The sequence below is a fragment of the Allobosea sp. 05T433 genome (assembly GCF_056396065.1).
The window spans coordinates 298,731-318,021 of record NZ_JBFTKS010000006.1; the positions used below are offsets into that span (position 1 = coordinate 298,731).

Annotated in this window: 15 protein-coding genes; 9 read left to right on the forward strand and 6 right to left on the reverse strand. The window is 63.6% G+C overall.

Translation table 11 applies throughout. The features are described from left to right. Positions 1-18: 18 nt before the first annotated feature. The gene (locus AC1DGP_RS11165) at positions 19-1,437 is read right to left on the reverse strand and encodes a M20 family metallopeptidase (RefSeq protein WP_476832118.1); all 1,419 of its coding nucleotides are present in this window, start codon (positions 1,435-1,437) and stop codon (positions 19-21) included. 201 nt (positions 1,438-1,638) lie between these two features. Between AC1DGP_RS11165 and AC1DGP_RS11170 the strand changes: the two genes are divergently transcribed. From AC1DGP_RS11170 to AC1DGP_RS11185, 4 genes are all read left to right on the forward strand, one after another. Beyond that, the gene (locus AC1DGP_RS11170) at positions 1,639-3,426 is read left to right on the forward strand and encodes a peptide ABC transporter substrate-binding protein (protein ID WP_441488309.1); all 1,788 of its coding nucleotides are present in this window, start codon (positions 1,639-1,641) and stop codon (positions 3,424-3,426) included. Between the two features lie 169 nt (positions 3,427-3,595). Next, a complete protein-coding gene (locus AC1DGP_RS11175) occupies positions 3,596-4,555 on the forward strand; it encodes an ABC transporter permease (RefSeq protein WP_113510931.1) in 960 nt (319 codons plus the stop codon). Beyond that, the gene (locus AC1DGP_RS11180) at positions 4,521-5,462 is read left to right on the forward strand and encodes an ABC transporter permease (protein ID WP_113510930.1); all 942 of its coding nucleotides are present in this window, start codon (positions 4,521-4,523) and stop codon (positions 5,460-5,462) included. Before AC1DGP_RS11175 ends, AC1DGP_RS11180 begins: the two co-directional genes overlap by 35 nt. A gap of 21 nt (positions 5,463-5,483) precedes the next feature. After that, positions 5,484-7,334 (forward strand): ABC transporter ATP-binding protein, encoded by a 1,851-nt coding sequence (locus tag AC1DGP_RS11185; RefSeq protein WP_441488310.1) that lies wholly within the window; start codon positions 5,484-5,486, stop codon positions 7,332-7,334. Positions 7,335-7,543: 209 nt separating this feature from the next. Here AC1DGP_RS11185 and AC1DGP_RS11190 read toward each other — a convergent pair whose 3' ends face one another. The 5 genes from AC1DGP_RS11190 to AC1DGP_RS11210 form a co-directional block, all read right to left on the reverse strand. Continuing rightward, positions 7,544-8,887 carry a nucleotide sugar dehydrogenase gene (locus tag AC1DGP_RS11190; protein ID WP_476832119.1) on the reverse strand — a complete coding sequence of 448 codons (1,344 nt, stop codon included), beginning with the start codon at positions 8,885-8,887 and terminating at the stop codon, positions 7,544-7,546. A gap of 125 nt (positions 8,888-9,012) precedes the next feature. Then, positions 9,013-9,786, reverse strand: a complete 774-nt coding sequence (locus AC1DGP_RS11195; RefSeq protein WP_476832120.1) for an FkbM family methyltransferase — start codon at positions 9,784-9,786, stop codon at positions 9,013-9,015. A 110-nt stretch (positions 9,787-9,896) separates the two neighbouring features. Beyond that, positions 9,897-11,627: an L-arabinonate dehydratase gene (gene araD / locus AC1DGP_RS11200; protein WP_441488313.1), complete on the reverse strand. Its 1,731-nt coding sequence runs from the start codon at positions 11,625-11,627 to the stop codon at positions 9,897-9,899. Between the two features lie 112 nt (positions 11,628-11,739). Continuing rightward, the gene (locus tag AC1DGP_RS11205) at positions 11,740-12,657 is read right to left on the reverse strand and encodes a dihydrodipicolinate synthase family protein (RefSeq protein WP_441488314.1); all 918 of its coding nucleotides are present in this window, start codon (positions 12,655-12,657) and stop codon (positions 11,740-11,742) included. Beyond that, entirely contained in the window at positions 12,647-13,351 is a 705-nt protein-coding gene (locus AC1DGP_RS11210) for a GntR family transcriptional regulator (RefSeq protein WP_441477023.1), read from the reverse strand. The genes AC1DGP_RS11205 and AC1DGP_RS11210 overlap by 11 nt, the downstream gene beginning before the upstream one ends. Before the next feature lie 219 nt (positions 13,352-13,570). Between AC1DGP_RS11210 and AC1DGP_RS11215 the strand changes: the two genes are divergently transcribed. The 5 genes from AC1DGP_RS11215 (at position 13,571) to terL (ending at position 19,242) form a co-directional block, all read left to right on the forward strand. Then, positions 13,571-14,539, forward strand: a complete 969-nt coding sequence (locus tag AC1DGP_RS11215; RefSeq protein ID WP_476832121.1) for a Bug family tripartite tricarboxylate transporter substrate binding protein — start codon at positions 13,571-13,573, stop codon at positions 14,537-14,539. Positions 14,540-14,660: 121 nt separating this feature from the next. Then, the gene (locus AC1DGP_RS11220) at positions 14,661-15,377 is read left to right on the forward strand and encodes a ribonuclease activity regulator RraA (protein ID WP_476770690.1); all 717 of its coding nucleotides are present in this window, start codon (positions 14,661-14,663) and stop codon (positions 15,375-15,377) included. A 599-nt stretch (positions 15,378-15,976) separates the two neighbouring features. Further along, positions 15,977-17,422, forward strand: a complete 1,446-nt coding sequence (locus AC1DGP_RS11225) for a site-specific DNA-methyltransferase (protein ID WP_476832122.1) — start codon at positions 15,977-15,979, stop codon at positions 17,420-17,422. Continuing rightward, complete coding sequence (locus tag AC1DGP_RS11230) at positions 17,412-17,810, forward strand: DUF5681 domain-containing protein (protein ID WP_476832123.1); 399 nt, start codon at positions 17,412-17,414, stop codon at positions 17,808-17,810. The genes AC1DGP_RS11225 and AC1DGP_RS11230 overlap by 11 nt, the downstream gene beginning before the upstream one ends. Next, a complete protein-coding gene (gene terL / locus AC1DGP_RS11235; RefSeq protein ID WP_476832124.1) occupies positions 17,803-19,242 on the forward strand; it encodes a phage terminase large subunit in 1,440 nt (479 codons plus the stop codon). The genes AC1DGP_RS11230 and terL overlap by 8 nt, the downstream gene beginning before the upstream one ends. Positions 19,243-19,291: the final 49 nt, after the last annotated feature.

The window sequence follows — 19,291 nt, forward strand, 5'->3', positions numbered from 1 at the left end:
TGGGGATTGTTTTATGTCTCAGCCGCGCGACATGTTCAGCGGCGGCTGCACTTCCCCCGGCAGTGGCGAGACATAGCCATCCTTGCCGACGCGGGTCTTCAGGTCGGCCTTTGCCGCAGCCATCAGGGCAGGGTCCGAGAGCACGGCGGCTCCGGTCGCTGCCATCGCCTTGGCAACCTGGACCATGGCCTTGTGCGCGGCCGGGCTTTTGCCCTGCGCCACCACCTGCCAGGTGTGGAAAGGCGTGCCGATCGCGACGGTTGGCGCGTGAGCCTGAACCGTCGGCACGACCCAGCTGACGTCGCCGACATCCGTCGAGCCGATCATCGGATTGCGCGGCGCGTCGAGCGGGACAACGAAATCGGCAAGCGGAGCCTCGGTTTCAGGCAGGCCGATCGAGCGCCAGGAGGAAGCGATCTCCTGAGGCGAGAGCGTCGAGCGGATATCGCGGGCGAAGGCGCGGTCGGTCTCGTCGAAATGCGGAGCGCCGAGCTCCTCGAGAATGTCGTGCATCGCCTTCTCGAGCGGGGTGTTGCCGACGACGTTCGAGACGGCGCTGATGATGCGCATCTCCATCTTGGTTTCGGTCATCAATGCCGCGCCCGCGGCGATCTTGCGGACGCGTTCGACGAGCTCGAGCATGCCGGGCAAATCGCGCGCGCGAATCGAGTAGCGGACGCGCGCATGCGCCTGCACGACGTTGGGGGCGATGCCGCCCGTATCCAGCAGCGCGTAGTGCACGCGCGCGTCGCTTGGCATGTGCTCGCGCATATAGTTGACGCCGACACTCATCAACTCGACGGCGTCGAGCGCGCTGCGGCCGAGATGCGGCGAGGCCGCAGCATGGGCGGCGCGGCCGGTGAAGATGAAATCGGCACGCGTATTGGCGAGCGAGAGGGGAGGGGTGACCTCCCAGAAGCTCGACGGGTGCCAGGAAATCGCAACATCGGCGTCGTCGAAGGCACCCGAGCGGACCATGAAGGCCTTGGCTGCGCCGCCTTCCTCAGCAGGGCAGCCATAGTAGCGTACGCGCCCCGGGATCTTGTTCTCGGCCAGCCAGTTCTTCATCGCGGTGGCGGCGAGCAGTGCGGCGGAGCCGAGCAGGTTATGCCCACAGCCATGACCATGGCCGCCATCCTCGAGCGGCTGGTGCGTGGCAACACCCGCCTCCTGGCTGAGGCCGGGGAGTGCGTCATATTCGCCGAGGAAGGCGATGACCGGGCCGCCTTCTCCGGCCTCGCCGATGACGGCCGTCGGGATGTCGGCGACGTTCTCGGTGATTCGAAAGCCCTGGTGGCGGAGCTCGGCGACATGTTCGGCCACGGAGCGCTGTTCGGTATAGCAGACCTCGGGCATGCCCCAGACCCGTTCGCTCAGCGCGATGAAGCGCTCCTTGCTTGCGTCAACCTGGCGCCAGAGGTCGTTTCGATTGTCCATTTTTATCTCGCTTCTAAGTGTTTCCGCATTTGAGCAAGCCAGGAGAGTCTCGTCCAGTCAGTTCCAAGCGGGACTGCAAGGCGCTGCGCTGCATGGTTGACGCGCTCTTTGGCACATGCCTTGCTGGGAGCAGCTTGAGGGAAAAGCAGGGGGCGCAAGACCTCCGGAGTTTTGTCGGTTGCCGATTGGCGGAGGGTATGTATGAACGAACACGGCCTGCGAGGTTTGATCGCGGATGTGAAGGAAGGTGGCCTGTCGCGGCGCTCCTTCGTGCAGAAGATGGTGGCGCTGGGACTGAGCGCACCGATCGCAACCCAGATGCTGGCCTGGAACGGCGTCGCGATGGCGCAGCCGGTCGACGATTACAAGCCGACCAAGGCCGGCGGTGGCGGGCCGCTGAAGATCCTGCTCTGGCAGGCGCCGACCCTGCTGAACCCGCATTTCGCCTCTGGCACCAAGGACCAGGAGGCCTCGCGCGTCTTCTATGAACCGCTCGCCGGCTGGGATGCCGAAGGCAATCTCATTCCGTGCCTCGCTGCCGAAGTCCCTTCCAAGGAGAATGGCGGTCTCTCGGCCGACGGCAAGTCGGTGACGTGGAAACTGAAGCAGGGCGTCAAATGGCATGACGGCAAGCCGTTCACGGCCGATGACGTCGTCTTCAACTGGGAATATGCTGCCGATCCGGCCACCGCCGCCTACACCACCGGCTCCTACAAGGACATCAAGGTCGAGAAGGTCGACTCCCACACCGTCAAGGTCATCTTCGCCGAGGCAACGCCGTTCTGGGCCGATGCCTTCGTGGGCGTCGCCGGCATGATCATCCCGAAGCACCATTTCGGCGAGTACAAGGGGGCCAAGTCGCGCGAGGCTCCGGCCAATCTGAAGCCCGTTGGCACCGGTCCCTACAAGTTCGTCGACTTCAAGCCGGGTGACATCGTCACCGGCGAGCGCAACCCCGATTATCACGTCAAGAACCAGCCGCATTTCGACACGATCGAGGTCAAGGGCGGCGGCGACGCAGTCTCGGCGGCGCGCGCCGTGCTGCAGACCGGCGAGTTCGACTATGCCTGGAACATGCTGGTCGAGGACGAGATCCTCAAGCGCATGGAGACCGGCGGGCGCGGGCGCGTGCTGGCGGTTCCTAGCGGCAATATCGAGTTCATCATCCTCAACACGACGGATCCGTGGACAGAGGTCGATGGCGAGCGTTCGAGCGTCAAGACCAAGCATCCGACGCTCAGCGATCCGGCCGTGCGCCAGGCGATCAACCTCCTGATCGACCGCGATTCGATCCAGAAATTCATCTATGGCCGCGGCGGCACGGCGACGGCGAGCTTCGTCAACGAGCCGAAGATGTTCAAGTCGAAGAAGCTGAAATATGAGTTCAGCGTCGAGAAGGCGAACAAGATCCTCGACGACGCCGGCTGGAAGAAGGGCGCCGACGGCATCCGCGAGAAGGATGGCAAGAAGCTGAAATACGTCTTCCAGACCTCGATCAACGCGCCGCGCCAGAAGACCCAGGCGATCATCAAGCAGGCCTGCCAACGCGCCGGCATCGATCTCGAGCTGAAGTCGGTGACCGCGTCCGTGTTCTTCTCCTCGGACGTCGCCAACCCCGACACCTACACCAAGCTCTACTGCGACATGGAGATGTACACCACGACGCAGCCGCAGCCTGATCCTGAGCGCTTCCTCAACCAGTTCACCTCCTGGGAGATCGCCAACAAGGAGAACAAGTGGCTCGGTCGCAACGTCTCGCGCTACGCCAGCAAGGAAGCGGACGACGCCTACAAGGCTGCGCAGAAAGAGCTCGACCCAGCCAAGCGCGCCGCGCTGCTGATCAAGGTCGATGAGGCCTTCTGCGAGGCCAACGTCATCCTGCCGCTTCTGTCGCGTACGCGCGTCGCCGCGGCGGCCAACAACCTGGTGCCGAAATATAGTGGCTGGGACAGTGACGTCTGGCGACTGGCGAGCTGGTATCGCAGCTAGTAGAAGCGGCCAATCCCTTAGCGAAAGCGCAATGCGCTCTCGCTAAGGGTGAGTACCGACCGTTCATTGACCGGCCGGAGCCGGATCATCGCAGGGGCGTCTTCGTCGCTCCCTGCATCCTTCGGTTCCGGTTTACGGTCCCGATCCGCACGCTGACAGAGACCTGTACATGGCGAGTTACCTCATAAGGCGATTGCTCATCGCCATTCCGAGCCTTCTAGGCATCAGCCTGATCCTGTTTACGGTTCTTGCGCTGGCGCCTGGCGACCCGTTCGAGGAGCTCGCGACCAATCCCAATGTGCCTCCCGAAGTCCGAATGGCGTTGCGCGCGAAGTTCGGGATCGATGATCCGGTCATGGTGCGGTATGTGCGCTGGCTGACGGCCATGGTGCAGGGCGACTGGGGCTTTTCCTTCGCCAGCCGAATCAATGTCGACGATCTCATCCTGCAGCGGGTCCCGACGACGCTCTTCGTCGTTGGCAGCTCGCAGCTGCTGGCGCTTGCGATCGCGCTGCCGGTCGGCATCTATGCTGCGACGCGGCCTTATTCGGTCTTCGACCAGATCGCCAACACGCTCGCCTTCGTCGGTTTCTCGCTGCCGACCTTCTTCACCGGCCTGCTCTTCATCCTGCTGTTCTCGATCAAGCTGGACTGGCTGCCCTTCGTCTATCGCTCCGATATCGCGGCGACAGGCTGGCGCTGGTACTGGGAGATGATGCGGCAGGCGCTGATGCCGATCCTGGTGCTCGGTCTCTTTCAGGCAGCCTCCTATACGCGCTATGTGCGCTCCGCCGTGCTCGACGTCGTCAGGCTCGACTACGTCACCACCGCCCGGGCAAAGGGCCTCAGCGAGACGAAGGTGACGATCCGGCATGTGGCGCGCAACGCGCTGATCCCCGTCGTCACGCTGGTCGCGCTGCAGATGCCGGCGGTCTTCGGCGGTGCTATCGTCACGGAACAGATTTTCCGTGTGCCCGGCATCGGCTCGCTGCTGATCACGGCGATTCTCGCCAACGACACCCCTGTCGTCATGGCGGTGACCTTCGTCTTCGCCTGCCTCGTCGTTTTCTTCAACCTCATTGCGGATCTCCTTTATGGCTGGCTCGACCCTCGTATCTCCTTCCGCTGAGCCGACTTCCGGCTCGCCGGCGCGGAGCGTGTCGGTCTCGCCTGCGCGCGAGACCTGGCGCCGCTTCCGCCGACACCGCCTGGCAATGATCAGCACGATCGTGCTCGGCCTGCTTGTGCTCGGCGTCGTCATTGGCCCATGGCTCTGGCCTGTGGCGATCAACGATATCGACTTCGCGGCACAGCTGCAGACGCCGTCCTGGAGCCATCCGTTCGGCACCGACGATCTCGGCCAGGATATTCTGGCGCGGATGATCTATGGCGGGCGCATCTCGCTCGCAGTCGGTCTTGCCGCCATGGTGGTCGCCACGTTCGTCGGCGTCGTCGTCGGGGCGATCGCCGGCATGTCGCGCGGCTATGTCGACTCCTTCCTGATGTGGGTCACCGACCTCTTCCTGTCGCTGCCGCAGCTGCCGCTGCTGCTGCTGGTGATCTATCTGTTCCGCGAACAGCTCAAGGCCGTTTTCGGGCTTGAGGGCGGCGTCTTCGTCCTGATCGTCGTCGTCATCGGCGGGTTGCGCTGGATGCCTGTTGCCCGCCTGGTCCGGGCCCAGTTCTTCTCGCTGCGCGAGAAGGAGTTCGTGGAGGCGGCGCGTGCGTCGGGCGCGACGAAATGGCGGCAGGTCGTCAGCCACATCCTGCCCAACGCGATGGGACCGGTCATCGTTGCCGGCACCATTGAGGTGTCGTCCGCGATCATCGCCGAATCGACCCTGTCCTTCCTTGGTCTCGGCTTCCCGCCGGACATCCCGACCTGGGGGCGGATCCTGTTCGACGCCAAGGATCATCTCGATGTCGCTCCGCACTGGGCCTTGTTCCCTGGTGCCGCGATCTTCCTCACCGTTCTCTCGATCAACTTCATTGGCGATGGCTTGCGCGACGCGCTCGACCCGCGCCGCGTGATCTAGGAAAGACTGGAAAGCTTCAGCATGACCTCTCCCATTCTCTCCGTTTCGCATCTGACCACCTCGTTCCGTGTCGAGGGGCAGTGGCGCTCCGTGGTCCGCGACGTTTCCTTCGATATCGGACCGAAGGAAACGGTGGCCGTCGTTGGTGAATCAGGCTCCGGCAAGAGCGTGACGGCGCTCTCGATCATGCGGCTGACACCGCCCGGCTCGAGCAAGATCGAAGGCTCGATCAAGCTCGGCGGCAAGGAACTGCTGACCTTGCCCGATGCCGATATGCGCCATATCCGCGGCAACGAAGTCGCGATGATCTTCCAGGAGCCGATGACGAGCCTGAATCCGGTGCTGACCATCGGCTTCCAGATCGCCGAGGCGCTGATCCTGCACCGCGGGTTGTCGCGCAGTGCGGCCGAGGCCGAGACGATCCGGCTCTTGGAGAAGGTCCGTATCCCGGCCGCGAAGTCGCGATTCAACGAGTATCCGCACCGCTTCTCCGGCGGCATGCGCCAGCGCGTGATGATCGCGATGGCCTTGGCCTGCAAGCCGAAGCTCCTGATCGCGGACGAGCCGACGACAGCGCTCGACGTGACGATCCAGGCGCAGATCCTCGAGCTCATCAAGAGCCTGCAGGACGAGGAGGGCATGTCCGTCCTCTTCATCACCCACGACATGGGCGTGGTCGCCGAGATCGCCGACCGCACGGTGGTGATGTATAACGGCCAGGCGGTGGAGACTGGCGCCACCGAGGATATCTTCGCCCGCGCCACGCACCCCTATACCCGGTCGTTGCTTTCAGCGGTGCCGAAGCTGGGCTCGATGATTGGCCACAAGCGGCCGATGCGCTTCCCGGTGGTCGACCGCGCAACGGGGCTGTCGGACGTCCCGACCGAGACATCCGATACTGTGGCGCATGCCGAGCGTCCGGTGCTCGAGGTCAGCGGGCTCACCACCCGTTTCGAGATCCGCGCGGGGCTGCTCGGCGGCGTCAAGGGCCGGGTCCATGCGGTCGAGAACGTCTCCTTCAGCCTGCAGGCGGGCGAGACGCTGGCGCTGGTCGGCGAATCCGGTTGCGGCAAGTCGACGACGGGGCGTTCGGTGATGCGGCTGATCGAGCCGCTCTCCGGCTCGGTGCTGCTTGACGGCGAGGATGTTCTGAAGCTCGACCAGCGGACCCTGCGCGACCGGCGCAAGCGCATGCAGATGATCTTCCAAGACCCCTTCGCCAGCCTCGATCCGCGCATGAATGTCGGCGCGGCGATTGCCGAGCCGCTGCTGATCAACAAGCTCGCGACCCGCTCGGAGGCCCGCGACAAGGTCGCCGAGCTGCTGCGCCGCGTCGGGCTTCAGCCCGATATGGCGAGCCGCTTCCCGCATGAGTTCTCAGGCGGCCAGCGCCAGCGCATCTGCATTGCACGCGCACTCGCGGTCGAGCCGCGGCTGATCGTGGCGGATGAATCGGTTTCGGCGCTCGACGTCTCGGTCAAGGCGCAGGTGATCAACCTGATGCTCGAGCTGCAGGAGCGGATGAAGCTCGGCTATCTCTTCATCTCGCATGACATGGCGGTGGTCGAGCGCGTCAGCCACCGGGTGGCGGTGATGTATCTCGGCGAAATCGTCGAGATCGGCCCGCGCGAGGCGATCTTCGGCAATCCGCAGCACCCCTATACGAAGCGGCTGCTTGCGGCGGTGCCGGTGCCGGATCCGGCACGGCGCCTCGAGAAGCGCCCGGTCTCGAACGACGAGATCAAGAGCCCGGTGCGTGCGCCCGACTACGTCCCGCCGGTCCGCCAGTTCCGCGAGGTCTCACCCGGCCATGCCGTGATGATCTGGGGCGAGGAGTGGGAGAAGCCAGCGGTCGTGGCGAAGGTGGCGTGAGGCCGTCGAAGCGAAGGGCCTTGCCCTTTGCTTCCCAGACATAGCTTATAACCGCCGGGCCAGACGCTGGCCCGGCGGTTTTTTATGTCCCGGGTGCCGGCCCCCTGCTGATATGAAGCCGGCCTTCGCTCACACGATTTGGCGGAAGCAGTTGTGAACTGCTCGGGGTCGTTGAGCCGGATCGACCGGCCGCCGATCCGCCTGGCTTGTTACGCCTTGAATACGTTTGCGCCACTTACTCCGTGTCGCGCACAGGCGTTGCGCGTGTCCACGATCAGATGGGCGTGCTCGACCACAAGCCGGTAGTCGACGATGTCGTGATCCGTCGCGATCAGAACGGCATCGAAGCTAGCCAGAGCTTCCACATCGAGCGCCGGGATCCCTTTCTTTCCGGTCAGCTCCGGGTATTCGCGCGTCGGCCGGATCACTGGCACATGGGGGTCGTGGAACGCGACATGGGCGCCCCGCTTTTCGATCAGCTCGATCAGTTTGAGCGCGGGGCTTTCCCGCATGTCGTCGATATTCTTCTTGTAGGCGATGCCGAGGACGAGGATACGGGCATCGCTGAAATTCTTGCGGAGCTGCGTATCGACCAGCTCCGCCAGGCGGTTGACCACCAGATAGGGCATATGGGTGTTGACTTGGCCTGCGAGCTCGATGAAGCGCGTCGTGATGTCGTATTCGCGCGCCTTCCACGTCAGGTAGAAGGGGTCGATCGGGATGCAGTGGCCACCGAGGCCGGGGCCCGGATAGAAGGGCATGAAGCCGAAGGGCTTGGTCTTCGCCGCCTCGATGACCTCCCAGATGTCGATGTCCATCGCGCTGTAGACCTGCTTCAGCTCATTGACGAGCGCGATATTGACTGCTCGGAAGATATTTTCGGTCAGCTTGACGGCTTCCGCGGTTGCGGTTGATGAAACAGGCACCGTTCTGACCACAAGTGCGCTGTAGAGCGCGTCGGCCATTGCCAAGGCATCTGGCCCGTCGCCCCCGACCACTTTGGGGATATCCGATGTGCCGAAGCTGGGGTTGCCCGGATCCTCGCGTTCAGGCGAGTAAGCCAGGAAGAAATCCTGGCCGCTTGCCAGCCCGGATACGCCTTCCAGGATCGGACGCATCACCTGGTCTGTGGTTCCGGGATAGGTCGTCGATTCCAGCACGATCAGTTGGCCGCGCTGCAACCGGGGCGCGATCGCCTCTGCAGTCTTGACCACATAGGACATGTCCGGCTCGCGGTGCCGCGTCAGCGGCGTCGGCACGGCGATGAGCAGGGCGTTCGGCTCGGACAGCCGATCGAAGTCGGTCGTGGCGGCGAACCGGCCGCTGCTGATGCCCTCTGCGATCGGTTCGGACGGGATGTGCTTGATGTCACTCTGGCCGGAATTGATCAGCGCGACGCGGTCGCGATCGATGTCGAAGCCGATGACGCTGAAGCCCTTGCGTAGCGCCGCCAATACGAGTGGAAGGCCCACATAGCCCAGGCCAATGATGCCGATGGTCAAGGAGCGATCATGGGTGCGCTCGATGAAGCGCTGCGCGGCTTCCGAATTCACATTGCACTCGCGCTTTACGCCGAACCCGTGGGGCGGCTGTTTCGTGCGTGAGCTTGTTCCAGACTTGCGAAAACGCGTCAACATAAGCTGGGAGGAGGCACGCCATGGGCCTGTCGGAACGCCAGCTAATCCTTGTAGAGGCTCTTGAAATACCGGTTGATGCCATCGAGATCGACCGCGGCGCCGTGATTTCGTTCGCAGAGGAGCTGCTGGTGAAAATACCAGTCGTCGAAGCCGACATTGAGCCGATCATAGCCGGCMTCGGCTAGAAGGAGCCTGATCTCCTCCCGGCGCGGCTCGACGAAATTGTGCTCGATGGTGAAGAGCGGGATCCGGTGGCGAGCCAAGTCGATGCTGCGCAGAATGTCGAGTTCGGAACCTTCCGTATCGAGCGAGACATAGTCGAAGCCGTTTAGCGCGAAATCACCCATCGCAGCGATCTCGTTGAAGGTGATGGTCTCGACCTGGATCAGGCCCTTCTCCGCGACGACCTGGCGACGATGCCTGGCATAACCGTCACTGTCGGCGAACTCCTCGAGGGTGCCGATCTCCTGGGAGGCAACGAAGTCAAGGACCCTGCCGGACTCGCGATAGACAGCCTTTTCCAGGCAGATCGCCGTGCGGTTCTGCCGGAGCTTCGCAAAAAGTTCGGGGTTGGGCTCGACCGCCACACCCGTCCAGCCATGTTCGGTTTCGAGGAAGTAGCTGTTGCTGTGGAGGACGCCATCGAAGGCGCCGATCTCGGCGAAGCGGCCGCCACGCCTGCCATTGCACATGGCGAAGACCCAGCGCTCCTGCTCGATCTGTGAATTGGTCGGCATCTCGTAGGCAAGGCGTGGGTCGAAGGAGAGCGTGTCGTTATACCCCATCGTCATCAACTGCCCCATGGCCTTAGCCACGCCAATTCGGCGCTCGCATCGATAATGCCCTGGGCTCTCGGCCAGTCCAAGGCAGGTTTGGTCTGTCGTGAGGCTCGCTGCTTCCACGGCCGTGGTCATTCTGAGGTCGCTCAGTGAATCTCCGGTTCCGCCACCTTGGCCGTGCCCTCCAGGTAGTCGAAATCGCAGCCCTTGTCGGCCTGGCGGATATGAGCGGCGGACATGCGGCCATAGCCGCGAGCATAATTGCGGTCGGGTGGTGACCAAGTGGCGAGGCGACCGGTGATTTCGTCGTCGCTAAGCTCGACGGAGATACTGCGAGCCTCGACATCGACAACGATGATGTCGCCGGTCTGAACCGCGGCGAGAGGCCCCTTGATATAAGCCTCCGGCGCGACATGGAGCACGCAGGCGCCGTAGCTGGTGCCGGACATGCGTGCGTCCGAGATGCGCAGCATGTCGCGCACGCCCTGCTTCAGCAGTTTTTTGGGAATGGGCAGCATGCCCCATTCCGGCATGCCCGGGCCGCCGACCGGGCCGCAGTTCTTCAGGACCATGACGTGATCGGCGGTGACATCGAGGTCCTCGTCGTTCACAGCGCGCATCATCGCGTCGTAATCCTCGAAAACCAGAGCCGGGCCGCGATGTTGGAGCAGCCGAGGCTCGGCCGCGGAAGGCTTAATGACACAGCCATCGGGCGCAAGGTTGCCCTTCAGGACGGCAAGCCCGTTGGCGGTCGAGACGGCCCTGTCGAGTGGACGAATGACGTTGTCATCATAGACCTGTGCGAGCGCGATCGTCTCGGCAAGGGGTTTTCCTGTCACTGTCATGGCGTCGGTATGCAGCTTGCTCTCAAGCTGTTTCAACAGAGCGGGGAGACCGCCGGCATAGAAGAAATCCTCCATCAGAAAGTCGCCGGACGGCCGCAGATTGGCGATCACCGGCACCGTGCGCGAAAAGGTGTCGAAATCCTCCGGCGTCAGCGGCACACCGGCTCGACCCGCCATCGCGATCAGGTGGATGATCGCATTGGTCGAGCCCGCCACCGCCATATGGACGGTGAGCGCGTTCTCAAAGCTCTTGCGGGTCAGGATGCGGTCGGGGGTCAGGTCCTCCCAGACCATTTCGACGATGCGCTTTCCCGCGGCCGCGGCCATGCGGGGGTGGGCGGCATCGGCGGCGGGGATCGCGGAGGCGCCGGGCAAGGTGAGGCCGAGCACCTCGGCATGGCTCATCATGGTCGCCGCGGTACCCATCACCATGCAGGTGCCGTGCGAGCGGGCGATACCGCTTTCCATCTCGCGCCATTGGCCGTCGGTGATGTTACCGGCTTCCTTCTCGGCCCAGTATTTCCAGACATCGGCCCCGGAACCCAGCACCTTGCCGGCCCAGTTGCCGCGCAGCATCGGGCCGGCCGGCACGAAGATGAAGGGCAGGCCCGCGCTGCATGCGCCCATCACGAGGGCGGGCGTGGACTTGTCGCAGCCGCCGAGCAGCACCGCGCCGTCGAGTGGATGGGAACGGATCGATTCCTCCGCCTCCATCGCCAGGAAGTTGCGGTAGAGCATCGTCGTCGGCTTCTGATACTGCTCGGAGGCCGACATCACCGGGATTTCGACTGGGAAACCGCCCGCGGCCCAGACCGCGCGCTTCACCGCCTCGGCCCGGTCGCGCAGATGGGTGTGACAGGGGTTGATCTCGGACCAGGTGTTGAGGATGCCGATAACCGGCTTGCCCATGAACTCCTCGTGATTGAGGCCCATCTGCAGCGCCCGCGAGCGATGACCGAAGGAACGCAGGTCGCTGGCGCCGAACCAGCGCCTGCTGCGCAGCGTCTCGGGCGTCTTGCGGGGGTGGGGCATGGTGTTTCCTCGGATGTTTCTTGCTTGTGGTCCTGACCGCCGCTGCGCGCGGTGCGCCGGCGGGGATGCGTGCTGCATGCCTTGTCGCGGTGCTCTGCGATGACGCTTGCGGCTATTCCGCGGCTGCTTGCCGTGCGCCCCAGCCACTGACGACACGGCGCAGCTCGGCGCGTTCGCTGTCGTTCAGTTCGGGAAGGCCGGGCAGGCGGACGGGGCCGACCGGCGTGCCCAGCAGGCCGAGCGCCTCCTTGACCACGGTCACATTGGCGCCGTTGCCATACTTGGTACGCAGCGTCTCGAAACCGGCGATCTCGTCGACGAGGTGTCGGGCGAGCTCATAATCGTTGCCTTCCAGCGCCCGCCAGATCGCCAGCGAGCGTTCGGGCACGACGTTGACCAGTCCGGAGGTGAAGCCGCGGGCGCCGAGCGCGTGGAACGGTGCGGCCCAGCCTTCGGCCAGTCCACAGATCCAGTTCGCACTGGTGCCCTGGGTCGCGCGCACGCATTCGGCCAGCAGCATCATGTTGTTTGACGCGAACTTCACGCCGGCGACATTGGCGTGGGTCGCGACGCGGGCGAGGTCCTTCACACCGATCGCGTCGGAGCGGATATAGGCGACGACTGGAATCGGCAGGGCCTCGGCAATGGCGAGAATGTAATCGGCTTGCGATTGCGGCGCGGCAAAGGGATCGAGCGGGTGATGCACCATCACCGCATCGCAACCGGCCGCAACTGCGAGTTTGCCGGTCGCAATCGCTTCGCGAAGGGAGCGGCCGATGCCGGCCGTGACCAGCGACTTGCCGGCCGCAGCTTCGGCGGCGACAGCATGGCTGCGGACGACCTCGTCGGTGGTCATCGGGTAGAATTCGCCGGTATTTCCGGCCGAGACGATATTGTGGATGCCGGCCTCGGCAATGCGCCGGACGATCTGGCCGGTCAGGGCCCAGTCGGCCTCGCCGTCGCCCTTCCAGGCTGTGACATGCACACCGGAAATCCCGCGTAATGCGGTCCGCAAGCGGTCATTCGTCATAGGCCAATCCCTCCGCATCCGAGCCGAACACCTGGCGCACATGGCTCTTGGCCGAGCGCACGATGTGGCTCCTCATTCGCTGCTCGGCGAGCTGCGGCTTGCGCCCAGCCAGCGCCTCGAAGATTCCCTGGTGTTCGACAAAACCCTGGCGGCGTTCGTCCTGCTCGCCGAGCAGTGCGATGCGCTGGGCGTGATCATACATGCGCTGTCCGTCCAGCCGGCGCTCCAGATAGGCGCAGCCCGAGATCCGGTGGATCGCGCCGTGGTAGGCCTCGTTCAGATTGACGAGGTCCTCGAGTGCGCTGTGCTCGGTCGCGTGCGCCATGTCGTCGATCAGCCGCGACATGTCGCGGATCTCGGCGTCGCTGATGCGATTGGCGGCGATATGGGCCATCACGCTTTCGATTGCGGCGCGGCCAAGCGCCATCTCCAGAGCCTGGCGCGCGGAGAAGAGCACGAAGACGCCGCGTCGTGCCTCTGTGCGGACAAGCCCTTCGCTTTCGAGCTTACGGATCGCATCCTTCACCGGGGTTGTACTGACGCCGAGCATTTCGGCGAGCTGACGCTCGTTCAGCCTCTCCCCGTTCTGGAAGCTGCCGGCCACGATCGCCCGACGCAGACGCTCATGCACATGCTCGCGCAAGGAGCGCAGCAGGTGAGGGGCGACGGGTTCGATTGTGGTGGTCTCGGTCATCATAGTCCCAGCATGTGCGGGGGAGGCACCGAAATCCCGATCGGGCTCCGGCGTTCCGCCCTGCATCGCGGCATCAAACATCACAAACATCAAGTCCGAACAAGTCTGAAATTTCAGATTTCAAATCTGAAATGCTGTGCTATGCCCTGCGGCAAGGAGCCCGGGAAGGGTCGAGCCGGCGCGAATTGCGCGGGCGCTGCAACAAGGGAGGAAGACCTGATGAGTTTGACGCGACGCGCGGCGATGGCTGCCGCCTGCCTGATGATCGCCCCGGCTGCCCTGGCGCAGTCGGATTATCCCTCGAAGGTCGTGACCATCGTGGTGCCCTTCGCGGCCGGCGGCACGACCGACCTTCTCGGCAGAATTCTGGCCGAGCGGCTGGCCGTGCGGCTCAATGGCAAGTTCATCGTCGAGAATCGGGCGGGCGCGGGCGGCAACACCGGTGTCGCTGCCGTCGCGAGGGCGCCGGCCGACGGCTACACGCTGACCATGGGCACGGTTTCGACCCATGCGATCAACCCGGCCGTCTACAGCAAGATGCCCTTTGACCACATCAAGGATTTTGCGCCGATCTCGCAGGTGGCGAGCGTGCCGAATATCCTGATGGTCAATCTCGACCTGCCGGCGAAGTCGGTACCGGAACTCATCGAACTGCTGAAGAAGAACCCGGGCAAATACTCGTTCGGCTCGTCCGGCGCCGGCACCTCGACGCATATGGCTGCCGAGTTGTTCAAGGTCGCGACCGGCACGGATATGGCCCATGTTCCCTACCGATCGAGCGGGCAGGTGACCCAGGATCTGCTTTCCGGGCAGATCCAGCTTTCCTTCGACAACATCACCATTGCCTGGCCGCATGTGGAAGCCGGCAAAATCAGGGCACTCGCGACCGCAACGCCGGAACGGCTCGCCGTGGCCAAGGACCTTCCGGCGCTGGCCGAGTTCATTCCGGGCTATGCCGCGACCTCCTGGCACGGCTTCTTTGCGCCTGCCGCGACGCCGAAACCGATCGTCGACAAGCTTTCTGCCGAGGTGCAGGCGATCATGCGCGAGCCGGCAACCGTCGAGCAGCTCAGGAAGCTTGGGGTCGACCCGGTTGGCTCGAACCGGGCCGATTTCACCGCCCATATCGCCGCCGAAACCAAGCGTTGGGCCGAGGTGGCGCAGAAGGCGAATGTAAAGATCGAGTGAAACGCGATGGCCGTGTCCTGAGCAAAAGCGTCACTCCGAGGCTGCGCGGCGGTGCAGCCCCGGGGCGGCGACTATCAGCGTCGTATGCCGCCTCCTTTGAGCGAATGAGGATCACCTTCCGATGACGTCCTTGCTGACCCCCGAAAATCGCGAAAAGCTGAAGCGCGTCTCCAGCGCCACATTGACGACCGCGCTGTTTAAGTGCGGCTTCCGCAATGTCTTCATTCAGGACGTGCGGCCGCTGGGAACCGCGGCGCCGCGGATGGTCGGCGAGGCCTATACGCTGCGCTACATCCCGGCGCGTGAGGATCTCGACCATCTCGGCGTCTTCGCCGATATCGAGCATCCGCAGCGCAAGGCGGTCGAGGCCTGCCCGCCAGGCCATGTCATGGTGATCGACAGCCGCAAGGACGCGCGCGCGGCATCGGCAGGCGGCATCCTGGTCTCGCGGTTGATGCAGCGGGGCGTTGCCGGCGTCGTCACCGATGGCGGCTTCCGCGATTCGCCCGACATCGCCCAGATGCCGTTTCCGGCCTTTCACAGCCGGCCGAGCGCTCCGACCAATCTGATCCGCCACCACGCGGCCGATATCAATGTCCCGATCGGCTGTGGCGATGTACCGGTATTCCCCGGTGACATTGTGGTCGGGGACGGTGAGGGAGTCTGCGTGATCCCGGCGCATCTCGCCAATGAGATCGCTGAGGAGGCCTATGAGCAGACGGCCTATGAGGATTTCGTCGAAGAGCGTGTCCGCGCTGGCGAGACCATTTTCGGACTTTATCCGGCCAATGCGGAGACCAAGGCGAAGTTCGCTGTCTGGCGGACGGGGTGGGCCTGAGGCAGGGGCGCGCGGCCCAAGGCAGGGCGTGCCAGAAGCGGGTCGAACAGGCAGAGGCGAAGTCGGGGCGAGATGGCCTAATCGTGCCGCTGTTAATCCAGAGCGCTGCTTCACTTCGTGCGGGACAAAGCAATTCCCTGCTTTCAGGGATTTCGCAGTGATTCTCCTGGCTCAATCGAGGCGTCTAGCGACTCTCCCATAGGAAAAAACTGTTCCAAAACAAGGCGATATGAGTCCGCATTGGTCTTGGGAGAGCAGGGAATTTTGTCAGAATGAGCAGCGATTTGCGAGTATCCGAACAGGTACTTGGGTAACTCGCGCTGCAAGCTTCCATAGACGTGCCGTCGCCAAATTGACAAAGAGAGTGTATATTCCTAGCGTCAAGAAAATTATCCTTGAATTGAGCGCTCGGTGGGGTTACCTTCGCCCTGCTGCGAACTCTCGTGGCGCCAGCCGAGACCGATCCAGTCACGGCATCCGAGGCATTTCACGTTAAGTGAGCAGTCCTCGTCATCTGCTAGCCCAAGCGCTTGCGTTCTGGGAAAGCCGTGACGTGGGTGCTCGCTTGACTAGGTCGATCTCCTTCAATGGAGTCGACTATGACCGACCTGCCCTCTCTCACCACCCCGTCCATCCGCGTTCGCCAACGTACCGCCAGCCCCTCCGTTGACGCGGCTGCGCTGCGTTCGATCGAGAATTCGCTCGCTCTCAAGGTCGTCGACCGCGCTGTCGCCGAGCTGAAGAGCTCGTCACGCAACGCGCGTGCACATTCCAAGAAGCAGATCCACCAGATCGCGGCGAGCTTGAACCAGTTCGGCTTCGTCAATCCGATTCTGGTCGACGCCAATGACGAGATCATTGCCGGCCATGGCCGCTATGCTGCGGCCAAACTGCTGGGTCTCACCAATGTTCCGACGATCCGCCTCGACCATCTCAGCCACATTGAGATTCGGGCCTATCGCCTCGCCGACAATCGCCTGGCCGAGCTCGCCGGCTGGGACGAGGATCTGCTGAAGCTTGAACTCAGCCACCTCGTCGATTTCGACTTCGAGGTTGAGCTGACCGGCTTCGAGACGGCGCAGATCGATGTGATCCTGAGCAGCAATGAGGCCACGGCGTCGAAGATTGATCCCGACGACGCGGTGCCGGCGATCGCGGAGCAGGCGGTGACGCGTCGTGGCGATCTGTGGCTGCTGGACGACCACCGCATCTTGTGCGGGGATGCCCGAGAGCAGGCCTGCTATCATCAGCTTTCGGGCGGTGTACTGGCCCAGATGATCTTCACCGATCCGCCCTATAACGTCGCCATCGATGGTCATGTTGGCGGGCTGGGCAAGATCAAGCATCGTCCGTTCCCGATGGCGTCGGGGGAGATGACCAAGGCCGAATTCACCGGCTTTCTCCGCGATGTGTTCAAGCAGATTGCGGCGGCTTCACAGGACGGCGCACTGATCTACACCTGCATCGATGGGCCTCATCTGCATGAACTCCTGAACGCCGGCTATGAGGCCTTCGACGAGCTCAAGACGGTGATCTGCTGGGGCAAGACCAATGCCGGCATGGGCTCGCTCTACCGTGTTCAGACCGAGCTGATTCCGCTCTGGAAGAGCGGCAAGGCACCGCACATCAACAATATCGAACTCGGCCGCCACGGCCGTTACCGTACGACCTTGTGGAACTATGCCGGGGCCAACACCTTCCGCCGTGGGCGGATGGACGACCTCGCATCGCACCCCACGGTCAAACCCTGCGCGATGGTGATGGATGCGATCAAGGATTGCTCCAAGCCGAAGGGCGTCATTCTCGACCCCTTCGGCGGCAGCGGCACGACCTTGATCGCCGCCGCCAAGACGAAGCGGCGCGGCTACCTGATGGAGCTCGACGCCTTGTATGTCGATGTCGCAGTGCGCCGCTGGCAGAGCCTGTTCCAGCGTCAGGCGCGCCACGCAGAGACCGGACTGACCTTCGCTGAAATGGAGGCGCTGCGTCGGCAGGATGCCGCGTGCGGCGAGTCCACGGCTGTGGGAGGTGGTGATGTCGCGTGAACCTGAAGGATCAGTCGGGTATAAGCGCCCGCCCGCGCATAGCCGCTTCAAAAAGGGCCAGAGCGGCAATCCCTCTGGCAGGCCCAAGCGGGCCGCGAAAGAGGCCGAGCATGACGATCGTGAGGTCGTCCTGTCGCAACGGGTGACGACGACCATCGGCGGCAAGAGGGTCAAGATCACCGCTCGCCGGGCGCTGTACCAGAAGCTGCTCGCGATGAGCTTTGAAGGCAATCTGCGTGCGGTGGGCCTGCTGTTGAAGTCCGACGGCCTCAACGACAATGGCGGTGCCAAGACGTCAGGTGCAGGGTTGACGACCGATGAGGAGGAGGCGCTGCTCGCGCGCTTCCTTGCACGGGAGGGCAAGCGCGATGGGGCCGGCGATGTGTGACCGCATCGCTCTGCTGCAGGCGATCCTGCGTCGAGACCTGGCGAGCTTCATAGCGCAGTGCTTTGGCACGCTCGAGCCGGGCACGTCCTATCTCGACAACTGGCATGTCCACGCCATTGCCTATCAGCTGATGCGCGTTTGGCGGGGCGAATGTAAGCGGCTCATCATCAATGTGCCGCCGCGTTCGGCGAAGTCGATCTGCGTCACGATCGCATTCACTGCATGGGTGATGGGCCATGATCCGCGGAAGCGGATCATGGCGATCAGCTATGCCAATGGCCTTTCCCTGAAACACGCTGCGGATTTTCGCAGCGTGGTCACCAGCGGATGGTTCCGTGGGCTCTTTCCTGCCTTCGCGATCAAGGCTTGCCGGGATAACGAGCTTGTGACGAGCCAGCGCGGCTCTCGTTTTGCGGGCTCGGTTGGCGGTTCCATCCTCGGACGCGGCGCCGACCTAATCGTCATCGACGATCCGATCAATGGCTTGGATGCGGTTCTCTCAGCCGCCGAGCGGCGCCGTGTGACCGAGTTCTACGACGCGACCCTCTACTCGCGACTGAACGATCGGCTGAATGGCGCAATTGTCATCGTCATGCAGCGGCTGCATCAGGACGACCTCGTCGGTCACGTGCTCGATAAAGAGGAGTGGGAGGTGCTCTCAATCCCGGCCATCGCCGTCGAGGATTGCACGTACCGCCTGGGCGATGGGCGGGACGCCATTTATAATCGCCAAGCCGGGGAGGTCCTGCACCCCGGACGTGAACCGCGGGAGTGGTTGGAGGTCGCCAAGCGCAATCTCGGGACGCTCAACTTTTCGGCTCAGTACCAGCAGAACCCGCTGCCGGCGGAAGGCAACGCCATCAAACGCGATTGGATCAGGCACTATGAGCAAAGGCCCGAAGCGTTTGAGCAGGTGATCGCGTCCTGGGATACCGCTTCGACGATGACCGAAAGCTCCGACTGGTCGGTAGGTACTGTCTGGGGGGCGGTCGGCCAGCACTACTTCCTGATCGACGTGGTGCGGGGGCGCTGGGAGAGCCCGGAGCTGCGGCAGCGGATGATCGCCGTCGCCAGGGATTATGAGGTCAATGCAACGCTGATTGAGGACACCGAGCTCGGTCGAGCGCTGTCGCAGGATCTGCGTCGCACCGGCGATCTCTACCCGCTCCTGCAGCGGGCGCGCTTTGACAAGACGGCGCGGCTCCTGGCTCAAGCTGCCCGGTTTGAGGCGGGGCAGGTCTTTTTGCCCAGGGCGGCCGAATGGCTGGCGGGCTATCTCGCCGAGCTCCTGGCGTTCCCGACGGGGCGCCACGACGATCAGGTTGACTCCACCAGCCAGGCGCTCAAGTACCTGACTGCGCGGACGCCGGTGCTTCGTGAGCGGCCTCGGAAGATCGACCGACCGAAGGCGCGGTTCCAGCGGGCCAGCTGATAAGCCGGCCCTGTTTCCAGATGGAGGAAATGTCTGAAGCCGCATGACG